This window comes from Ruegeria sp. BA2, from assembly GCF_056539605.1.
The window spans coordinates 1-17,526 of the sequence record NZ_JBQFVE010000001.1 but is presented as its reverse complement, the minus strand read 5'-3'; the positions used below and the strand labels follow the sequence as shown (position 1 = coordinate 17,526).

Here is a 17,526-nt window from a genome sequence, read left to right as displayed (position 1 = left end):
TTTGTCGGGCGCAGGATGGCGCCCGGCTTTCTCGAGATCATGGAAGGGACATAAATGTCTGCCCTGCATATCAAAAAAGGTGCAACCCGTCATTCTGCATATAACCTACGCCCGACATTCTCGGACGTTCAGGAAAAGCACACCATTGCTGTTATGGTGGAAAATGAACCCGGGGTGCTGGCGCGAGTGATCGGTCTGTTTTCGGGTCGGGGCTACAACATCGAAAGCCTTACGGTTGCCGAAGTGGACCACACTGGGCACCTCAGCCGCATTACCATCGTCACAACCGGCACGCCGCAGGTGATCGAACAGATCAAGGCTCAGCTCGGTCGTATCGTTTCGGTCCGTGATGTGCACGATCTGACGGTCGAAGGTTCTTCGGTTGAACGCGAGTTGGCGATCATCAAGGTTGTGGGTGAAGGCGACAAACGCGTCGAAGCGTTGCGTTTGGCAGATATCTTCCGCGCCAATGTTGTCGACAGCACGTTGAACTCGTTCATCTTTGAGATCACCGGCGCCCCAGACAAGATTGATGCCTTTGCCGATCTGATGCGCCCTCTTGGTTTGATTGAGATTGCTCGTACCGGGGTTGCCGCATTGTTGCGTGGTGACTAAGTAATAGCGCCCCGCCCTGGATTGCTTGTCATTTCGGGGCGGTTTCAGCGTCCTTCCGCAGCGCTGCACGCATAAATTGCGGTTTCGGCTCAGCTCATGTATGAGCCAAAGCATGAAAAAGATCATGCAAATTAGCCAAAATACTGTTGATTTTGCACGTCATCGCACTAGCGTATGGCGTGTAGCGGAGCGCCTTGCGGTGCCCGTTGGGGTCATCTTTGCGATTTTTCAAAGGCTTGCGGCCTGAGTGCTGCCGCCTGTGCTGTTATTTTCTGAAAATACAAACGGAAATCTGGATCGAAGTGACCGACAATAATCGCAGCCCTGCAGAATTGCGCAGCATGTTCGGTGCCAATCTCAAGCAGCTCGCAGGTGAATACCGATCAATTTCCGAACTTTGCCGCCAGTTGGGAATTAACCGCACTCAATTCAATCGCTATTTGGCAGGCGAAAGCTTTCCAAGGCCGGATGTGTTGGACCGGATGTGCCGCTTTTTCCGGGTAGACGCGCGTATCCTCCTGAAACCACTGGAGGAAATAGAACCGCATACCCACCACCCTGCATCGGAATTCATCGACAAGTTTCTCGCCACAGGGACCGAAAAGACTCTCTCCCCCGGATTCTATCATGTGATCGAAGACACCCCTAAAGGGCACGAAACAGCACGGCACCGGTTGCTGTTTGTCCGACGTATTCGACATTGCACGTTGTTGCGCAGTTATGAACCCCGTTTGCATATGCCAAATTGCATGGCCTCAGCACGCGAAATTCAGGGGATCGTTTCCCATATTGGTGGCCAGATTTGCGCCCTGATGTCCCGACCGGGCGCACAGGATTGCCGGATGATGATCTTGAGTGAGCCCTCTGAACAGACAGGTCAGACTTGGTCAGGTCATGTTTATCGGATTGCACAAGGCGGCACACCAAGGTCGGGTTCCAATCCGCTTAGTCTGCGATATCTTGGGCACGATCTTTCTGCCGCCCTGCAAGTAAGGCGGCATACACAAGTTGCCCCCGAAGAATCCATGCAAAGAAGCGCCCTAAGCTGAACAGCCAGCGTTAGGCAGATGCAGACTGCGAACCCTTTGCCACGCCATCTGCTGCGATCAGACGATATAGATGCCAACTGGCGTGCCCAAGCAAGGGCAGCACCACAAGCAGGCCCAGAAACCATGGGATCATCGCCAGAAAAGTAACGATGGCGATAAAGGCCCCCCAACCCAGCATGACGTGCATGTTCGCTTTGACATAAGCAAAGCTTGAGATCATGGCGGTTACGAAATCCAGCTCACGATCCAGCAGCATCGGGATGGAAAGCACAGTGATCATATACAGGATGATCGCAAATACCGCCCCGACCAGCGTGCCCAAGGCCAACATGCTTAACCCATTGGGGGTCAAGAACACCTCGAAGGAGGTTGAGATATTGGTCATCGTTGACAGCCCCATGAACAGGGCAAAGATCATGTGGCCCAAAAAAAACCAGAACAGGAAGATCACCACGATAATGGCGCAGATCGAAGGCAATTGCCTACGGCTTTGTTGAACAACAACGCCAAATATCGCGCCGGGGTTCAACGGCTCACCCTGTTCCAGACGGTGTGAAACCTCGTACAACCCCACCGCGGCGAACGGGCCGATCAGAGGGAACCCGATTGCGGCCAGCACAAGCCAGAAGGAGGTTCCCGTTTTCAGCGTGACCCAGGCCATAAGCCAACCTGCCAACACATAAAAACCGGCGAAGAAAAGCCCGAAGAGCGGTGCGCGGCGATAGTCCTGCCAAGCGCGGCTCAGCGCTTCTTTCAGCATCTCAGTATCGACCGGTTTCAATGTCGGCACACCAAAGGGTTTGTCCATCCTTGTACGCTCCTCCCAGGCGGTTCTTCTACATTGCGGGTCGCTTCTGCGGCCAATGCGTTTCGGCGTGATAGGCAGACCCCATCGACAAGATTTTCGCATCCGATCCGCGCGGGCCAAACAGTTGCAGCCCCATCGGTAATCCATCTGCTCCGAATCTGGCAGGCATCCCCAAACAGGGAAGGCCCAGCAGACTGACCGGTGTCACAACCTGCATCCAGCGATGGTAGGTATCCATCACTAAACCCTTAATTTCAGTTGGGTATGGGATCTCGATCTTGAATGGCCAGACCTGCGCGGCGGGCAACACCAAGGCATCATAGTCGGCAAAAACCTCTGCCGCGCGCCGGTGCCAATCTGACCGAATGACGCTTGCACGATGCACATCCATTGCGCTGAAGGACAGCCCACGCTCTAGCTCCCATTTCGCTGTGTCCTTGAGCTGAGCGTGCTTATCAGCCAGAGGCTGCAATCCCGTTGCAACGCTCCACGAACGCAAGGTGATCCAACTGTCCCAGATTAGATCCGCATCAAAGGGCGGTGCAAGTGGCTCAACCTTCGCGCCTTGATCCTCGAAAACCCGCAACGCATCTCGACAAAGTTCGAGCACACCTGTCTCACAAGGGAATGCCCCACCCCAATCACTCAGCCAGCCTATGCGCAGGCCTTGCAGATCCGCAGGCCGTACAGGCGATACGGTTTCAACCTCTGTGCTCAGAGGCATCCTTGGATCGGGTCCGGAAATGGCGTCTAGAAGAATCCCGATATCTTCGGGGCTGCGCGCCATGGGTCCTAGGGTCGACAACTGATGCAGATAGCTGTCCCCCACCGGTTCCGACGGTACCCGCCCCCAAGTGGGTCTGAACCCATAGACATTGTTCCACGCAGCCGGGTTGCGCAGGCTGCCCATCATGTCAGAGCCGTCCGCCAGCGCCAGCATCCCGGTCGCCAGCGCCACGGCAGCGCCCCCGGAAGAACCACCGCAAGACTTTGCCGGATCATAGGGATTGCGGGTCGCACCATAGACAGGGTTAAACGTGTGCGAGCCCAGCCCGAACTCTGGCGTGTTGGTCTTGCCGATCAGGATCGCCCCAGCCGCGCGCAGCCGTGCGGCCAGCAGATCATCGGATTTCGGGACATGATCCTTGAACAAGGGCGAGCCTTGGGTCGACACAATCCCGGAAACGTTCACCAGATCCTTCACTGCGATGGGTAGTCCGTGCAACGGACCTACAGGAGACGTGGCATCCGCCGCCTGCGCCTCGGCCATCAGCGCATCCTGATCTTGCAAGGCCACGATCGCGTTGACCTCACCATTCACCTGGGCAATCCGATCCAGCGTCGCGCGCATCAGCTCTGCCGCTGAAAGCCGCCGGCTGGACAAGGCATCAAGAATGTCTTTTGCGGATGCTCTGGTCAAATCCATTCGGGCTGGTCCTTTGGCTGCGTTTCATCAGCCTAGCGGCGTGGCTGAGCCATTTAAAGCCACTGTTTAGATGTATCTTTTTGCGATGCTTGAGAAGGACATGGGCCGAAGCCCAGGATCACTTGATCCTAAGATCAATCCGCACATTGCTGTCGCGGCCCAGCATGTTCTTCAAGCCAAATCCGATCATAAGCAGACTTAGCACCAGCCACAGCCCGCCCCACATCATCGTGGTACCGCCAAACTCTTCGGCGAGCATGTAAGCATCAGAGCGGACCCCTGAGCGTCGGATCGTATCGTCGAAGATGTCGAAGGGGACATAGATCATGCTCGTCAGCCCGATGACGCGCAAAATCAAATCGCACAGATTACGGCTGAGGTACCAGGCCACCGCCAGCATCACCGCACCCGTGCCCGCGCAAAAGGCTATGGCAAAGGGATCGCGCACGTAAAGCAGAGTGACCAACACCATGACCCCGCCAAACACGCCAAGCACCGCCTTATCGGCATTGGTGCGCAGCGCGATCAACAGCAGCCCCATACCCAGCAGCAGCGAACCCAAATACCCAGCAGTCAGGCTGATAAACCGGTTACCGCCGCGCCCGATGACCAGCCCGCCCTGCCGTGTCGAGACCGACAAGCTCTCGACCGAGCCGCCAGTCAGAATGATGGCAATCGCATGGGATAGTTCGTGCAGGTAAACGATCAGAAGCTTCAGCGGCAGAACAACAAACGTGTTCCAGAACACAAATACCAACACGACGATTGCGATCAATTGCCAGTGGCCCTTGATCAGGTTCGCAGCCGAGGTCAGTGACCGCCGCAATTAGCCCTCGCCCTGCGCCTCGGACCGGCTTTTGCCTGAGACATTCAGGGCCAGCGTCGCCGCCATGAAACCATCCAGATCGCCATCCAGCACACCCTTGGTGTCGGATGTCTCGTGATTGGTCCTCAAGTCCTTGACCATCTGATAGGGCTGCAGCACGTAGGACCGGATCTGGTTGCCCCATCCCGCATCGCCCTTGGCTTCGTGGGCGGCATTGATCTCGGCGTTTCTGCGATCCAACTCTTGCTGATACAGACGCGATTTCAGCGCCTTCATGGCAATGTCGCGGTTTTGGTGCTGCGACTTTTCGGAACTGGTCACGACGATCCCGGTTGGAATGTGCGTGATCCGAACAGCCGAGTCCGTCGTGTTCACGTGCTGACCACCCGCACCGGACGAGCGATAGGTGTCGACGCGGATATCCGAGGGGTTCACCTCAATCTCGATATTGTCGTCCACCACCGGATAGACCCAGACCGAGCTGAACGAAGTATGCCGCTTGGCCGCCGAGTCGAACGGAGAGATACGCACCAGCCGATGCACGCCGCTTTCGGATTTCAACCAGCCATAGGCGTTGTGACCTGAAATCTTGTAGGCCGCGGATTTGATCCCTGCCTCTTCGCCCGCCGTCTCGGATTGCAGCTCAACCGTATAGCCCTTTTTCTCGGCCCAGCGGACATACATCCGCGCCAGCATCGAGGCCCAGTCGCAGCTTTCCGTCCCGCCCGCGCCCGAGTTGATTTCAAGGAAGGTGTCATTGCCGTCCGCTTCGCCATCAAGCAGCGCCTCAAGCTCTTTCTTCGCGGCCTTGGTCTGCAGCTTTTTGATCGCGTCTTCGGCGTCGGTGACGACCTCTTCGTCCTCTTCCATCTCGCCCAGTTCAATCAGCTCGATATTGTCGCTGAGATCGGTCTTGATGGATTCGTAGGTCTCGATGGCATCGACCAGCAACTGCCGTTCGCGCATCAGTTTCTGCGCGTTCTCAGGATTGTCCCACAGGTTCGGATCCTCGACACGCGCGTTGAATTCCTCCAACCGGTGCGGTGCGGTTTCATAGTCCATGCGCTGCGCCAGCAGCTCCAGCGACTTTTCGATTTCCGCCACAATATTCTGGGTTTCGGCGCGCATGGTCAGGTCCCAACTTGCTCAATCAGGGTTGCGTGATAGCAAGAGGTGCAGGCCACCACAAGACGACTAAATCGAGAAGTTGGGCGGTCAGTAAAGCCCGCCACCCTGCAGTTCACCCTGGCTGGCATTCGGGCCAACCGTGATCGTGTCACCTGTTGATGTGGTCACCTGACGGCCTGAGCTCGCTTCTTCAAACAGAGGCAGATCCGAACCCATTGCAAAGCCACCGTCATAGATACGGTCGATAAAGCCGTCGACGCCATCACGGAAATACTCGGCGACCACATATGCACCACTCGCATCTTCAGGCAGGCGCGCGCCGCTGAAGCGGTCGATCTTGATGAAATGGCCGCCTGGGGGCACTTCGAAAGGGCCACCGCCGTATTTCTCGACGGCTGTTTCCATGAAGCTCTGGAACACTGGGCCACATAGAGTGCCGCCATAAGCCCCCCGCCCCATCGGGCGAGGCCGATCATAGCCGATGTAGCAGCCCGCAACGATATTCGAGGTAAAGCCGATGAACCACGCATCCTTGGATTCATTGGTCGTGCCGGTCTTACCTGCGGTGGGCACAGGCAGATTTACAACGCTTGACGCGGTGCCGCGATCTACAACGCCTTTCATCATCGAGGTCAGCTGATAGGCCGTAATGGCATCCATGACCTGGCTGCGATCAGTCAGGATCGTGGGCGATTCATCGGGCTCAAGCCAGCTAGAGTTACAGTCCACACACTGGCGGTCGTCATGGCGATAGATCGTTTTGCCGAACCTGTCCTGAATTCGGTCGACCAGCGTCGGCTCGACCCGTTCGCCGCCATTGGCGAACATCGCGTAGGCCGCGACCATCTTGTAGAGCGTCGTCTCTTCCGACCCCAGCGAGTTTGCAAGGAACGCGCCCATCCGGTCATAAACGCCGAACCGCTCGGCATAGCCGGCGACAACGGGCATCGTGACCTCTTGCGCCAGACGGATGGTCATCAGGTTCCGCGATTGTTCGATCCCGGTGCGCAACGGTGTCGGGCCATAAAACTTGTTGGTCGAATTCTTAGGCCGCCACAGGCCCTGCGGTGTGTTCACCTCGATCGGCGCATCCACAACGATGGTCGCCGGGCTGTAACCACTGTCCAGCGCGGCCGCGTAAACGAAGGGTTTGAAGCTGGACCCCGGCTGGCGCTGCGCCTGTGTGGCACGGTTGAATACGGTGTCCTGATACGAGAACCCGCCCTGCATCGCCAGAACGCGGCCCGAGTTCACATCCATCGCGACAAAACCGCCCTGCACTTCGGGCACCTGGCGGGCAGACCATTGCCCCTCTTCCCCGGCCATTACCAGAATGACATCACCGCGTTTGAAATTGTCCTGAAAGTTACCCTGCATCCATTTAATGTCGGCGCGCGGGATGGTGCCATCTGCAGGGCCATCCTCGATCCCGACGGTCAGCGATTGGTCAGCCACGTTCAGAACGACAGCCGGATACCATCGCGTCGGCAGCACCACATCGCGGGGAATTTCCATGATGGCAAGAGCTTCACGCCATTGCGCTTCGTCGGCCAGCTTTTCTTCGGCGATCACTTCACCTGTGCCGCGCCAACGCCCGCGTGATCGGTCGTATTTCTGCAATGCGGTGCGCAGGGCCTTGGCCGCTTCGACCTGCATTTCCTCATCGACTGATGCCCGAACGGTGAAACCGCCGGTAAAGAACTCGCCCTCGCCAAAATCTTCGCTCAGCTGGCGGCGGATTTCATCAGTGAAATAGTCACGCGGCGGCAATGCAGTGCGGAAGCTTTCGAAGTCACCATTCTGGACCGAGCGCAGAGGCATATCGACCTCCGTCTCATAAGTCGCCTGATCGATGTAGCCGTTCTGCTGCATTTCGCGCAGCACATAGTTGCGGCGGTTCAGCAGGCGCTCTTTTTGCCGCACTGGATGGTAGTCCGACGGCGCCTTGGGCATGGCGGCCAGCATCGCGGCCTCATGCGGGGCCAGTTCCTGCAGAGTCTTGTTGAAATAGGTCTGGGCAGCAGCAGTCACACCATAAGAGTTCTGGCCCAGAAAAATCTCGTTCATGTAAAGCTCGAGGATTTGTTCTTTGTCGAGCGTATCCTCAAGCCTCGTGGCGAGGATGATCTCTTTGATCTTGCGCTCGGCGCGACGGTCGCCGGATAGCAGGAAGTTTTTCATCACCTGCTGCGTGATGGTTGACGCACCACGGACAGTTTCACCTTTAGTCCGCACCGCCTCAACCCCAGCGGCAATAATCCCGCGCGGGTCATAGCCCTGATGCGTATAGAAATTCTTGTCTTCCGCCGAGATAAACGCCTGCTTCACCAGATCGGGAATTTCCTCGGACGGTGTGAACAAGCGGCGTTCCTGTGCGAATTCGTCGATCAACTGACCTTCGCCCGAATAAATCCGACTGATAGTCGGCGGCTTGTACTGAGCCAGTGATTCATGGCTGGGCAGATCGCGCCCGTACATCCAGAACACCGCGCCGACGACCAGCGCGGCCATGAAGATACCCAAGGTAACGAGGCTGAAGATCGCCCCGAAAAACGAAAGAATGAACCGGATCACGTTACTGCCTTTTACTCGCGGTGACGCCTATATAGTGTCGCCCCCTCGCAGGGTCAAAACACGAAAGGCTACAATGGCCGTTTTGCGCCGCTGCGTTATTGTCCGATCAAGGATCGTTTCACCAAATCGTCCTGCCTCCAGTTCTCAAGCCCTTGCACAAGACCTTGCGCCATCGAAGCGCGCCAATCCGGGTTAGAGATATTCTTGAAATCACGTGGGCTGGACAAAAACCCCAGCTCTACCAGAACCGACGGGATATCCGCGGCCTTGAGCACCGAGAATGAAGCGGATCGCAGGGGGCGACGATTCATCGGGCCTCCCTGCTGTGCCATGCCATCGACCAACGCACGGGCCAGCGCCTTGCTGCGCGGTTTGGTCTCTTGTCGGGCCAGATCAAGCAGCACATCAGCGACCTGATCGTCGGCACCGCTCAGATCAAGGCCCGCGATCAAATCACCCCGATCATGCCGTTCGGCCAGCTTTTGGCTGGCAACGTCCGAGGCCTCTTCTGACAGCGTGTAGACGACAGCCCCATGCGCCAGCCCTTCGGAAAGCGAATCTGCGTGCAGCGAGATGAACACGTCGGCCCCGGCCCGATGCGCCAATGCGATACGCCGTTCTAGCGAGACAAACTGATCGTCAACACGGGTCATGACGACTTCGAAACCACCCGCCCGCAGCAGCGCCTCGCGCAGTTCGCGCGCGAAGACCAGCATCAGGGTTTTCTCATTTGTTTCAGAAACTTCTGCGCCAGGATCAATGCCACCATGACCGGGGTCCAGCATGACCCTCACAGCGCGTGCCCCATCACGCCGAGGCAGGGCCGGTGTGACGGCGGGTTCCGGCAAATCCCAACCCGGTTGCCGAGGGGCGCCTGCGCTGGCGGCAAAACTGTCAAAATCGGTGCCCTTCAGGTGCAGCGATAAATGAGCGGCACCGGTGACTTGATCCACTCGCAAATCAGCGGTCTCCACCGCCAGAGGCGCACCCAGCTCTAACACCAAACGCGACCAACCGGGTACGTAAGCCCCATATTGCACCCCGCTGATGCGGTCGCTTTGCAGGAAGGTCTCGCGATCCAATCCAGACCAGTCGACCTCCTGAAAATCCAGCACCATGCGGTAGGGATCGCGCAGAGTAAACACGCGGTAAGGCACACCCTGGCTGAGGCCAAGATCGACCCGTACGCCGGTATTTCCCTCATCCACAATGCGGCTCTGGTCCGGAAGGGCGCGTGCAAGCGCGCTGAAGTCCTGCGCGATAGCAACACCAGTCAGCGCCCAGATCAGGGCGATTGCGTAGAAAATCCTGCTCATAGCCTCAAGTTATCCCGAGATCGTTTGAGGCAGAGCCTATAGCAATCCCCTGCCTTTGTGAACGCTTTAGGCCGTTTGCGGGATCGCGCCACGCTCAGCCATGAAACGCTGCAGACGATCCAACCCATCCTGTATGTCTTCGGTCGAACGCGCATAGGAAAACCGCAGCGTCGTGTGCCCGCGTTCCGGATCGAAATCCAACCCCGGCGTCACCGCGACCCCAGCCTTGTCGAGTATCTCGTCCGCAAACGCACGGCTGTCATCGGTCAAGCCCGAGACATCCGCATAGACGTAAAACGCCCCATCTGGTGGTGCGATATTGGTAAATCCGGCCTTGGGCAACCCGTCGAGCATCAACAGACGATTTCGGCGATACACATCCAGATTGGCCTGCAGTTCATCCTCGCAATCCATCGCGGCCAACGCGGCCACCTGGCTGGCATGAGGCGCGCAGATGAACATGTTCTGGGCAATTCGCTCGACCACACGCACCTGATCTTCGGGCACAACCATCCAGCCAACCCGCCAGCCGGTCATCGAGAAATACTTGGAGAACGAGTTGATCACATAACACTCGTCCGTCAGTTCCAGCGCAGTGACAGCTTTGGCTTCATATTCCAGCCCGTGATAAATCTCGTCACTTATGAATGAGGCACCTTGCCCACGCGCTGCGTCTATGAGCGCGCGCATCGCAGCATGGTCCAGCATCGTCCCGGTGGGATTGGCAGGCGAGGCCACCATCAAACCCTGCAGATCAAGCCCCGCAAAATCAGAAGGCACCGGCTGCAGACGGTTTTCCGGCGCTGTCGGCAGATCAACCGGAACCAACCCAAGCGCCTTCAGGATTTGCCGATACGAGGGATAGCCTGGTGCTCCGATCCCCACGCGATCCCCGCTGTCGAACAAGGCAGTAAAGGCCAGCAGAAATCCGCCCGACGATCCCGGCGTGATCACCACGCGTTCTGGGTTGAGATCAACGTCATACCATTCGCCATACATCTGCGCGATCCGCTGGCGAAGTGCGGGAAGGCCCAATGCTACAGTGTACCCCAAGGGCCCTTGCTCCATAGCCTTTGCCAGAGCTGCGGTTGCCCCCTTTGGCGCTCCGGTTCCCGGTTGCCCCACCTCCATGTGTACGACATGCCGTCCGCCCTCTTCCGCCTTGCGCGCGGCCTCCATCACGTCCATCACGATGAAGGGATCGACACCGGAACGGGTTGAGTTTCTCATGGCCATCTCCCATGTTGCAGCCATGGCTTTTGAACGCGTATCCCGGCTGGCGTCAATCCCGGCCGTGTTGCTGTTGGCAGCGACATGGTTGATCAGCGCCATGCAGGCCAGCGCGCAAAGCCTGATCCGAGATCCTGACATCGAACACGGACTGCAAGAACTAGCCTTTCCGATCCTGCGCGCCGCTGGCCTGAACACCAACCGCGTTCGGGTTCTGGTCGTCAATGACAGCACGTTCAATGCTTTCGTGATCGACTACAACACCATCTACGTAAACTACGGCCTGATCCTGAGCGTTGATACACCCGAGATGTTGCAGGCGGTAATCGCGCATGAGGCTGCTCATATCGCGAACGGCCATCTTGCCCGGCGCTCGGAAAACCTGCGCGCGGCGCAACGTAATGCTCAACTCGGGACCCTTCTGGCACTGGCTGCCGCCGCCGCTGGTGGCGGAGAGGCCGCTGCAGGGATCGCTGCAGGCACACGAGCCTCAGCCCTGCGCAGCTTTTTGGGCCACACGCGGGCCGAAGAATCTTCGGCCGACCGAAGTGCTGCCAGCTATTTGCGTTGGGCAGGGATATCGCCACGTGGGATGGTTAACCTGCACCGCAAATTCGCGGGGCAAGAGCTGTTGAACCCGATCAATCAAGATCCCTATATGCGTTCGCACCCCACCAGTCGCGAACGTCTGCGCGCGGCCGAGGCTTTTCTGGACGAATTCGGTGACCAGGCCGAGCAAAACGCAAATGCCGACTATTGGTTCGCGCGGATCAAGGGCAAGCTTTCGGCCTTTCTGCGATCGCCTACCTGGACGATGCGCCGGGCGGCCGAAGAGAAGGACCGCGATATCCGTTTGATGCGAGAAGCTTCGGCCCATCATCAGAACCGCGATCTGTCCCGCGCCCGTGCTGCAATCGATGGCGCGCTGGAAATCCGGCCAGACGATCCATATTACTATGAGTTGAAAGGCCAGATCCTACTGGAAAACCGGCGCGTGCGCGAGGCTGTCGAAGCCTATGGCGCAGCGGTTGACATGGCGCCCAATAATGCCCTGATCCTTGCGGGATATGGGCGTGCACTACTGGCGGATGGGCAGACGAAGAAAGCGCTGCAAGTGCTTGAAAAGGCGCGTGCGCGTGACTACCGAAACGCCCGCTTGATGCGGGATTTGGGCTCGGCCTATTCGCAGGTGGGCAATAACGGAATGGCTTCGGCAGTAACCGCTGAGCGCTTTGCCCTGCAGGGCCGTCTTGAAGATGCGGGCATACATGCCAAACGGGCTGTTGCACAGCTTCCCGAAGGCTCTCCGGGTTGGCAAAGGGCACAGGATGTGCTGATTGCCTCGGAGCGCGCAAAGAAAGACAAAAAGAGGAAACGGAAATGATCCTGAAACATGCTGCACCGGCCCTTTTGGGTCTTTCCCTGATCACCGCCCCGGCGCACGCGCTGGATCTAAACGCGATGAGCGATGCCGAAAAAGCAGAATTTGGCGCGCAGGTGCGCGAGTATCTTCTGCAAAATCCCGAAGTGATCATCGAGGCAATCAATATCCTTGAAGAGCGCAATGCCGCAGCCGAGGCGTTGGCCGACAAGGAACTGGTCGCTGCCAATGCAGATGACCTGTTCAATGATGGCTACAGTTGGGTCGGTGGCAACCCGGACGGCGACATCACTCTGGTCGAGTTCATGGACTATCGCTGCGGCTATTGCCGTCGCGCCGTGCCCGAAGTGGCCAATCTGCTGGCCGAGGACGGCAACATCCGCCTTGTGATCAAGGAATTGCCGATTCTGGGTGATGCCTCGCTGGTGTCATCCCGCTTTGCCATCGCCACCAAACAGGTTGCCGGAGACGATGCATATAAGCAGGTCCATGACGCCCTGCTGGAGTTCAGCGGTGAACCCTCTGAGGTGACTCTGCGCAGGATTTCAGATGGTTTGAGTCTGGACAGCGACGCGATCATCGCGGCGATGGGCAGCGATGAAGTCACGGAAGAGATCACAAAAACCCGCGAGCTGGCGCAAAAACTGCAGATTTCCGGCACTCCGTCCTTCGTTCTGGGCACCGAAATGCTGCGCGGTTACCTGCCCGCCGACCAGATGCTGCAGATCGCAAATGGTGTGCGGGCCGAACAAGGCTAAGCACGAGGGGCGGCATGGCCGCCCCAAAAATTGCTTTGGTAAGTGTGCCGGGCGTTTCAAGCCCGGCCTCCAAACATTCTGTGTCGAAGGAAACAGGCAAAATCTTGCCGTCGGCCGATTGAACTCTTTTCAGAGCGCATAAGATCGCCGTACAAGTTTGACACCACTCAAACCGGCAACAAAGTTCCTTGCACACCACCACAAGCAAAGCGAATACAATCTGGCCGCGCATGACCGGCTTTGCCCGCGCTTCGATTGCGCTGGGGCTGTTCACGCTTGTCTCTGCCTGCGCTCAAAACCCGAACGACGCGGACCTTGATCCCGAACGTCAGGCTATGGCGCTACAAGAGGTCTCAAGAAAGCATTCCCGGGGTCAACGCGTATGGTGCGTACCCTATGCACGCGACCTCAGCGGCATCCAAATTCGCGGCAATGCAAAGGATTGGTGGGGCAAGGCGCGCAATAGCTTTGGCCGGGGCAATGAACCCGTTGTTGGCGCAGTCATGTCATTTAGAGCAACTGGCGGAATGCCCTTGGGCCATGTGGCGGTCGTATCCGATATTGTCACCGAGCGCGAAGTGATCATCAATCACGCCAATTGGCACCGCAACAAGGTGTCTTTGAAAATGGGTGTCAGAGACGTCTCCAAAAACAACGACTGGACGTTGGTGCGTGTCGAAAGCCGGCCGGGGCAGTATGGCAGCCACTACCCGGTGAACGGCTTTATTTATCCGAAGATCGGTGAGTAGTTCTAGTTTTTTTGCTTTCAAAACCGAAGGATAAAGTGCGCGATGGAAACTTCATTTCTTTAGCTTCTGCACTTGCTTACTCACCGCCAGCTTAGCGATCTATACCACTTCCCTACCGATACCGTTTGCCCCCGCGTGCTGTTCCGCTGGCTTTCTCTGGGGATGGGGGACTGCTAGGTACTGGATTGTAAAGCTGATGCAGCGAACCCGCGAAGGCGTTTACGCGGAACAGGAACAATTCTCCGTTTATGATTGGCAAAGTGCGATCTGACTTCCGCCTACTATCTCAATCATACGGAAAAGGCGCGTCACATTTCATCGACACCACCCAAGTCGGGGTGCCGTCTCTTCTGAAATCGGTAGCTGAAATTGCTTCGCCTTTGACGCCTGCAGGAATAACATCGCGACCTTGCCGCTGGCTTTCGGCAAGAATGGCCCGCAAATCTTCAGGGCGGGAGTACTTTCGAATTCCGGTGTTTTTAGTGATCGGTCCTGACGGGCAATAGGTCGCGCGGGCAACTTGCTGGGCAAACGCGAATGCTGCAGCCGAATCTCGCCCATCGCGCAAAGACAATGCAACGCGCGAGCTCAGTTGCGAGTCAAAATACATGACTGGAGTCTTTCCCCGTGGCTTGCCCTGACCACCCGGACTGATACGCACATCGCTTTTCGTTGTCGTACCGTCTTTATTCAAGCCCGTCACGTGTACAGATAAATAGCCAAGCTGGGTCCCTTGAGTTGGCGGAACAGGGACATTTATGAAGCCCGGCCGTTTGTCGTATTCGCTCGAAGTGCTGCTGCATGCCCCCAATACCGTCATCATGAAACCCGCAAAAAATACTTTGGTTTTCAAAATTCCCTGCTCCAGAAATGCCTGCCTCTGACGCCACTTATGGCGACAAATCAGGCTACATCATGGCGCATTTCAAATTAACCTGAATTTTTGCTGACGACTTATTCTGCAGCCTCAGCTGCGGCGTCCAATTCCGCTGCCTTCTTCTCAACCTCTTCAACGATGTGGTCGATCATCTGATCGTTCGACATCTTGTGGCTGGCCTTACCCGCGAGATAGACCATACCCGAGCCTGCTCCGCCGCCGGTAAAGCCAACATCGGTCATCAGCGCTTCACCCGGACCGTTCACCACACAGCCGATGATCGACAAGCTCATGGGCGTCTTGATGTGTTCCAGTCGATGCTCCAATTCCTCAACCGTTTTGATCACGTCAAATCCCTGCCGCGCGCAGGAGGGGCACGAGATGATGTTCACACCGCGATGACGCAGGCCCAAGGATTTCAGAATCTCATAGCCAACTTTCACCTCTTCGACCGGATCGGCGGACAGGCTGACGCGGATCGTGTCGCCTATTCCCATCCACAGCAGATTGCCCAGACCGATGGCCGATTTGATGGTGCCACTGACCAGTCCTCCAGCCTCGGTGATACCCAGATGAATCGGTGCATCCGTCGCCTCAGCAATGCCCTGATATGCCGCGGCTGACAGGAACACGTCACTGGCCTTCACGCTGATCTTGAAGTTTTGAAAGTCGTTATCCTCAAGAATCCGGATATGTTCGAGCCCGCTTTCGACCATCGCTTCGGGGCAAGGCTCGCCGTATTTCTCCAGCAGATGTTTCTCCAGAGACCCCGCGTTGACCCCAATCCGGATCGAGCAATCGTGGTCCCGCGCCGCCTTGATGACCTCTTGAACCCGTTTCTCATCACCGATGTTGCCCGGGTTGATGCGCAGACAGGCCGCACCCGCCTCGGCGGATTCGATACCACGGCGATAGTGGAAATGGATATCCGCCACGATGGGCACAGGGCTTTCGCGCACGACCTCTTTGAGCGCTTTTGACGACGCCTCATCCGGGACCGAGACCCGCACGATATCCGCACCCGCCTCTGCCGCCGCTTGCACCTGTGCAACAGTCGCGGCCACGTCAGTGGTCAGCGTGTTGGTCATGGTCTGAACCGCAATCGGCGAGTCGCCACCGACGGGCACATTGCCGACCATGATCTGGCGAGATTTACGGCGATAGATGTTGCGCCACGGACGCACGTGATTGAGGGACATGAGGATTGGTCCGGTTCAGCCTGAGTTGCCCCTTAGATAGTTCGCCTACCCAATAGGAGCAATGCCAAGATCACTCGACGGGCGCTTCTGCCGCCTGTGTCTGCAACTCGGCCACCAATTGCTTGAGCGCGCTGTTCTGATCAGCTTCAAGATCGGCGACCGTGAAGTTTTCTGCGACTGAATCTTTAGACAGGACCACACCTTTGGCTACGGTACCCGGAGCACCGACGGGACCAAAATGTTCGCCATTCATCGAGAAATATACGGAACCCGAAGCACCAGCACGCAGTTGCGGGGGTTCTTCGGTCAGCGGAACTTCGAATGTATTGCCTTGTTCAACAGTGCCCAACGTGCCTTCGAAGATCACGCTGCCATCGGCTGCGGTGACACGCATCCAAGCGGGATTCACGGCCACAATCTTCAGAGTGGTATCCAGTTTTTCAACCACCTGCGGCAAAGCCGGGCGTTCAACCGTATGAACTTCGGTCACTTTGATCTGCGGAGGTTCAGGCGCGCGGAATGCGCCGACATTGCGTGGATCAAGGGTGGAAATCGGTGCATCGCGCGCCACTAGTACGGGTACATCCAAAGCCTGCGGACGATACAAACGATCCAAAGCGTCAGAACTTGGCACATCTACGCTGGCCAGTTCAGTCTCATCCGAGCGCGCTCGTGCTGCATCCAAGGGATCAAGATCGGTCAGGACAACCGGCGCTTGCTCGACCGGACTGACCTGAACCTGCTGAATACGATTCAATACCGACCAGCCACCATATCCAATGCCGCCGATAACGGCCAACAGCACCAGCGTCGATCCAATCGCACGTGGTTCGATCTGGCTGACAACAGATTGACGGCCCGGAATATAAGGTGTGTTCGGCGAGACAAAGGGATCACGCCCCATCGGCCCGCGTGCAGGCAGACCACCTTGCGCCTTCTTAACCACCGAGGCCTCGGCCGACATGCCATGCGCGACTTCAAAGCCGCTTTCCTCACAGAAGATTGCAAAGGTCTCATCCGGGTTCATGCCCAGATAGCGGGCATATGAACGCACATACCCGGCTATGAAGCCGGGTGTGTCAAAAGCGTCGGGATCGGCGTTTTCGATGGCGGCGATGTAGTTGGCCTTGATCCGCAGTTCGCGCTGCACATCCAGAAGCGACTTGCCCATTGTCGCGCGTTCGCCGCGCATCACATCGCCAAGCCGTACCTCATAGTCATCAAAACCTTTCGGTCTGACGTCCATGTCTTCTTCGGAATCGCGCTGTGATCTGCGCCCAATCATTCCTGCTGCCCCATCTTTGCCCGTCGCGTGTTACGCGCCAACGTCGAATCAACCCTAAATGATTCGTCCGTCTCTTTTGTTAGCGTAAGCCTAACACGCAGCAAACTCGTTGCACACTTTAGCGTGAGGTTAACCGGCAAGTTCGGCGCGATTTAGCGCACAATGTGACCAAAGTTCGTCCATCGCCTGTACCAATCGGTTCATTTCGTCAGGTCCATGCACCGGAGAGGGGGTAAATCGCAGGCGTTCGGTGCCGCGGGGAACGGTTGGGAAATTGATCGGCTGCACGTAGATGCCATAGTCAT

General features: G+C 57.3%; 16 protein-coding genes and 1 pseudogene. 6 read left to right on the top strand and 11 right to left on the bottom strand.

The window, feature by feature from the left end; genetic code table 11:
- The first annotated feature begins 54 nt into the window (after positions 1–54).
- From ilvN to ACR0NN_RS00075, 3 genes are all read left to right on the top strand, one after another.
- A complete protein-coding gene (ilvN, locus tag ACR0NN_RS00085; protein WP_170727919.1) occupies positions 55–615 on the top strand; it encodes an acetolactate synthase small subunit in 561 nt (186 codons plus the stop codon).
- A gap of 112 nt (positions 616–727) precedes the next feature.
- Positions 728–862, top strand: a complete 135-nt coding sequence (locus ACR0NN_RS00080; protein WP_480683666.1) for a hypothetical protein — start codon at positions 728–730, stop codon at positions 860–862.
- Between the two features lie 94 nt (positions 863–956).
- Positions 957–1,664, top strand: coding sequence for an XRE family transcriptional regulator (locus ACR0NN_RS00075; protein ID WP_170727936.1), 708 nt, complete (start codon positions 957–959; stop codon positions 1,662–1,664).
- Positions 1,665–1,674: 10 nt separating this feature from the next.
- Here the strand turns inward: ACR0NN_RS00075 and ACR0NN_RS00070 are convergent, their stop codons facing one another.
- From ACR0NN_RS00070 to ACR0NN_RS00040, 7 genes are all read right to left on the bottom strand, one after another.
- Positions 1,675–2,472 carry a DUF2189 domain-containing protein gene (locus tag ACR0NN_RS00070; protein ID WP_170727918.1) on the bottom strand — a complete coding sequence of 266 codons (798 nt, stop codon included), beginning with the start codon at positions 2,470–2,472 and terminating at the stop codon, positions 1,675–1,677.
- A gap of 28 nt (positions 2,473–2,500) precedes the next feature.
- Entirely contained in the window at positions 2,501–3,898 is a 1,398-nt protein-coding gene (locus ACR0NN_RS00065) for an amidase (RefSeq protein WP_170727917.1), read from the bottom strand.
- 118 nt (positions 3,899–4,016) lie between these two features.
- Entirely contained in the window at positions 4,017–4,724 is a 708-nt protein-coding gene (locus tag ACR0NN_RS00060) for a M50 family metallopeptidase (protein ID WP_170727916.1), read from the bottom strand.
- A complete protein-coding gene (gene prfB / locus ACR0NN_RS00055; protein ID WP_170727915.1) occupies positions 4,725–5,852 on the bottom strand; it encodes a peptide chain release factor 2 in 1,128 nt (375 codons plus the stop codon).
- Between the two features lie 87 nt (positions 5,853–5,939).
- The gene (locus ACR0NN_RS00050; RefSeq protein WP_170727914.1) at positions 5,940–8,426 is read right to left on the bottom strand and encodes a PBP1A family penicillin-binding protein; all 2,487 of its coding nucleotides are present in this window, start codon (positions 8,424–8,426) and stop codon (positions 5,940–5,942) included.
- Between the two features lie 95 nt (positions 8,427–8,521).
- Positions 8,522–9,742 carry an N-acetylmuramoyl-L-alanine amidase gene (locus ACR0NN_RS00045; RefSeq protein ID WP_170727913.1) on the bottom strand — a complete coding sequence of 407 codons (1,221 nt, stop codon included), beginning with the start codon at positions 9,740–9,742 and terminating at the stop codon, positions 8,522–8,524.
- Positions 9,743–9,808: 66 nt separating this feature from the next.
- Positions 9,809–10,972, bottom strand: coding sequence for an aminotransferase class I/II-fold pyridoxal phosphate-dependent enzyme (locus ACR0NN_RS00040; RefSeq protein ID WP_170727912.1), 1,164 nt, complete (start codon positions 10,970–10,972; stop codon positions 9,809–9,811).
- Here ACR0NN_RS00040 and ACR0NN_RS00035 point away from each other — a divergent pair.
- From ACR0NN_RS00035 to ACR0NN_RS00025, 3 genes are all read left to right on the top strand, one after another.
- Entirely contained in the window at positions 10,971–12,356 is a 1,386-nt protein-coding gene (locus tag ACR0NN_RS00035; protein ID WP_170727911.1) for a M48 family metalloprotease, read from the top strand. The genes ACR0NN_RS00040 and ACR0NN_RS00035 overlap by 2 nt on opposite strands.
- Complete coding sequence (locus ACR0NN_RS00030; RefSeq protein WP_170727910.1) at positions 12,353–13,111, top strand: DsbA family protein; 759 nt, start codon at positions 12,353–12,355, stop codon at positions 13,109–13,111. Before ACR0NN_RS00035 ends, ACR0NN_RS00030 begins: the two co-directional genes overlap by 4 nt.
- 188 nt (positions 13,112–13,299) lie before the next feature.
- Positions 13,300–13,860, top strand: coding sequence for a CHAP domain-containing protein (locus ACR0NN_RS00025; RefSeq protein WP_480683662.1), 561 nt, complete (start codon positions 13,300–13,302; stop codon positions 13,858–13,860).
- A 286-nt stretch (positions 13,861–14,146) separates the two neighbouring features.
- On the opposite strand, the gene ACR0NN_RS00020 is transcribed toward ACR0NN_RS00025, so the two are convergent.
- From ACR0NN_RS00020 to ACR0NN_RS00005, 4 genes and pseudogenes are all read right to left on the bottom strand, one after another.
- Complete coding sequence (locus ACR0NN_RS00020; protein WP_170683510.1) at positions 14,147–14,713, bottom strand: hypothetical protein; 567 nt, start codon at positions 14,711–14,713, stop codon at positions 14,147–14,149.
- A 101-nt stretch (positions 14,714–14,814) separates the two neighbouring features.
- Positions 14,815–15,936 (bottom strand): flavodoxin-dependent (E)-4-hydroxy-3-methylbut-2-enyl-diphosphate synthase, encoded by a 1,122-nt coding sequence (gene ispG, locus ACR0NN_RS00015; protein ID WP_170727909.1) that lies wholly within the window; start codon positions 15,934–15,936, stop codon positions 14,815–14,817.
- 70 nt (positions 15,937–16,006) lie between these two features.
- Positions 16,007–17,221, bottom strand: coding sequence for a helix-turn-helix domain-containing protein (locus ACR0NN_RS00010; protein WP_170727908.1), 1,215 nt, complete (start codon positions 17,219–17,221; stop codon positions 16,007–16,009).
- A gap of 129 nt (positions 17,222–17,350) precedes the next feature.
- Positions 17,351–17,526 (bottom strand): annotated as a pseudogene (locus ACR0NN_RS00005) (5-aminolevulinate synthase); the annotation flags it as partial.

Coding starts and splice junctions, on each gene's coding strand:
- ilvN (WP_170727919.1), top strand. CDS start 55: ATGTCTGCCCTGCATATCAAAAAAGGTGCAACCCGTCATTCTGCATAT.
- ACR0NN_RS00080 (WP_480683666.1), top strand. CDS start 728: ATGAAAAAGATCATGCAAATTAGCCAAAATACTGTTGATTTTGCACGT.
- ACR0NN_RS00075 (WP_170727936.1), top strand. CDS start 957: ATGTTCGGTGCCAATCTCAAGCAGCTCGCAGGTGAATACCGATCAATT.
- ACR0NN_RS00070 (WP_170727918.1), bottom strand. CDS start 2,472: ATGGACAAACCCTTTGGTGTGCCGACATTGAAACCGGTCGATACTGAG.
- ACR0NN_RS00065 (WP_170727917.1), bottom strand. CDS start 3,898: ATGGATTTGACCAGAGCATCCGCAAAAGACATTCTTGATGCCTTGTCC.
- prfB (WP_170727915.1), bottom strand. CDS start 5,852: ATGCGCGCCGAAACCCAGAATATTGTGGCGGAAATCGAAAAGTCGCTG.
- ACR0NN_RS00045 (WP_170727913.1), bottom strand. CDS start 9,742: ATGAGCAGGATTTTCTACGCAATCGCCCTGATCTGGGCGCTGACTGGT.
- ACR0NN_RS00035 (WP_170727911.1), top strand. CDS start 10,971: ATGGCCATCTCCCATGTTGCAGCCATGGCTTTTGAACGCGTATCCCGG.
- ACR0NN_RS00040 (WP_170727912.1), bottom strand. CDS start 10,972: ATGAGAAACTCAACCCGTTCCGGTGTCGATCCCTTCATCGTGATGGAC.
- ACR0NN_RS00030 (WP_170727910.1), top strand. CDS start 12,353: ATGATCCTGAAACATGCTGCACCGGCCCTTTTGGGTCTTTCCCTGATC.
- ispG (WP_170727909.1), bottom strand. CDS start 15,936: ATGTCCCTCAATCACGTGCGTCCGTGGCGCAACATCTATCGCCGTAAA.
- ACR0NN_RS00010 (WP_170727908.1), bottom strand. CDS start 17,221: ATGATTGGGCGCAGATCACAGCGCGATTCCGAAGAAGACATGGACGTC.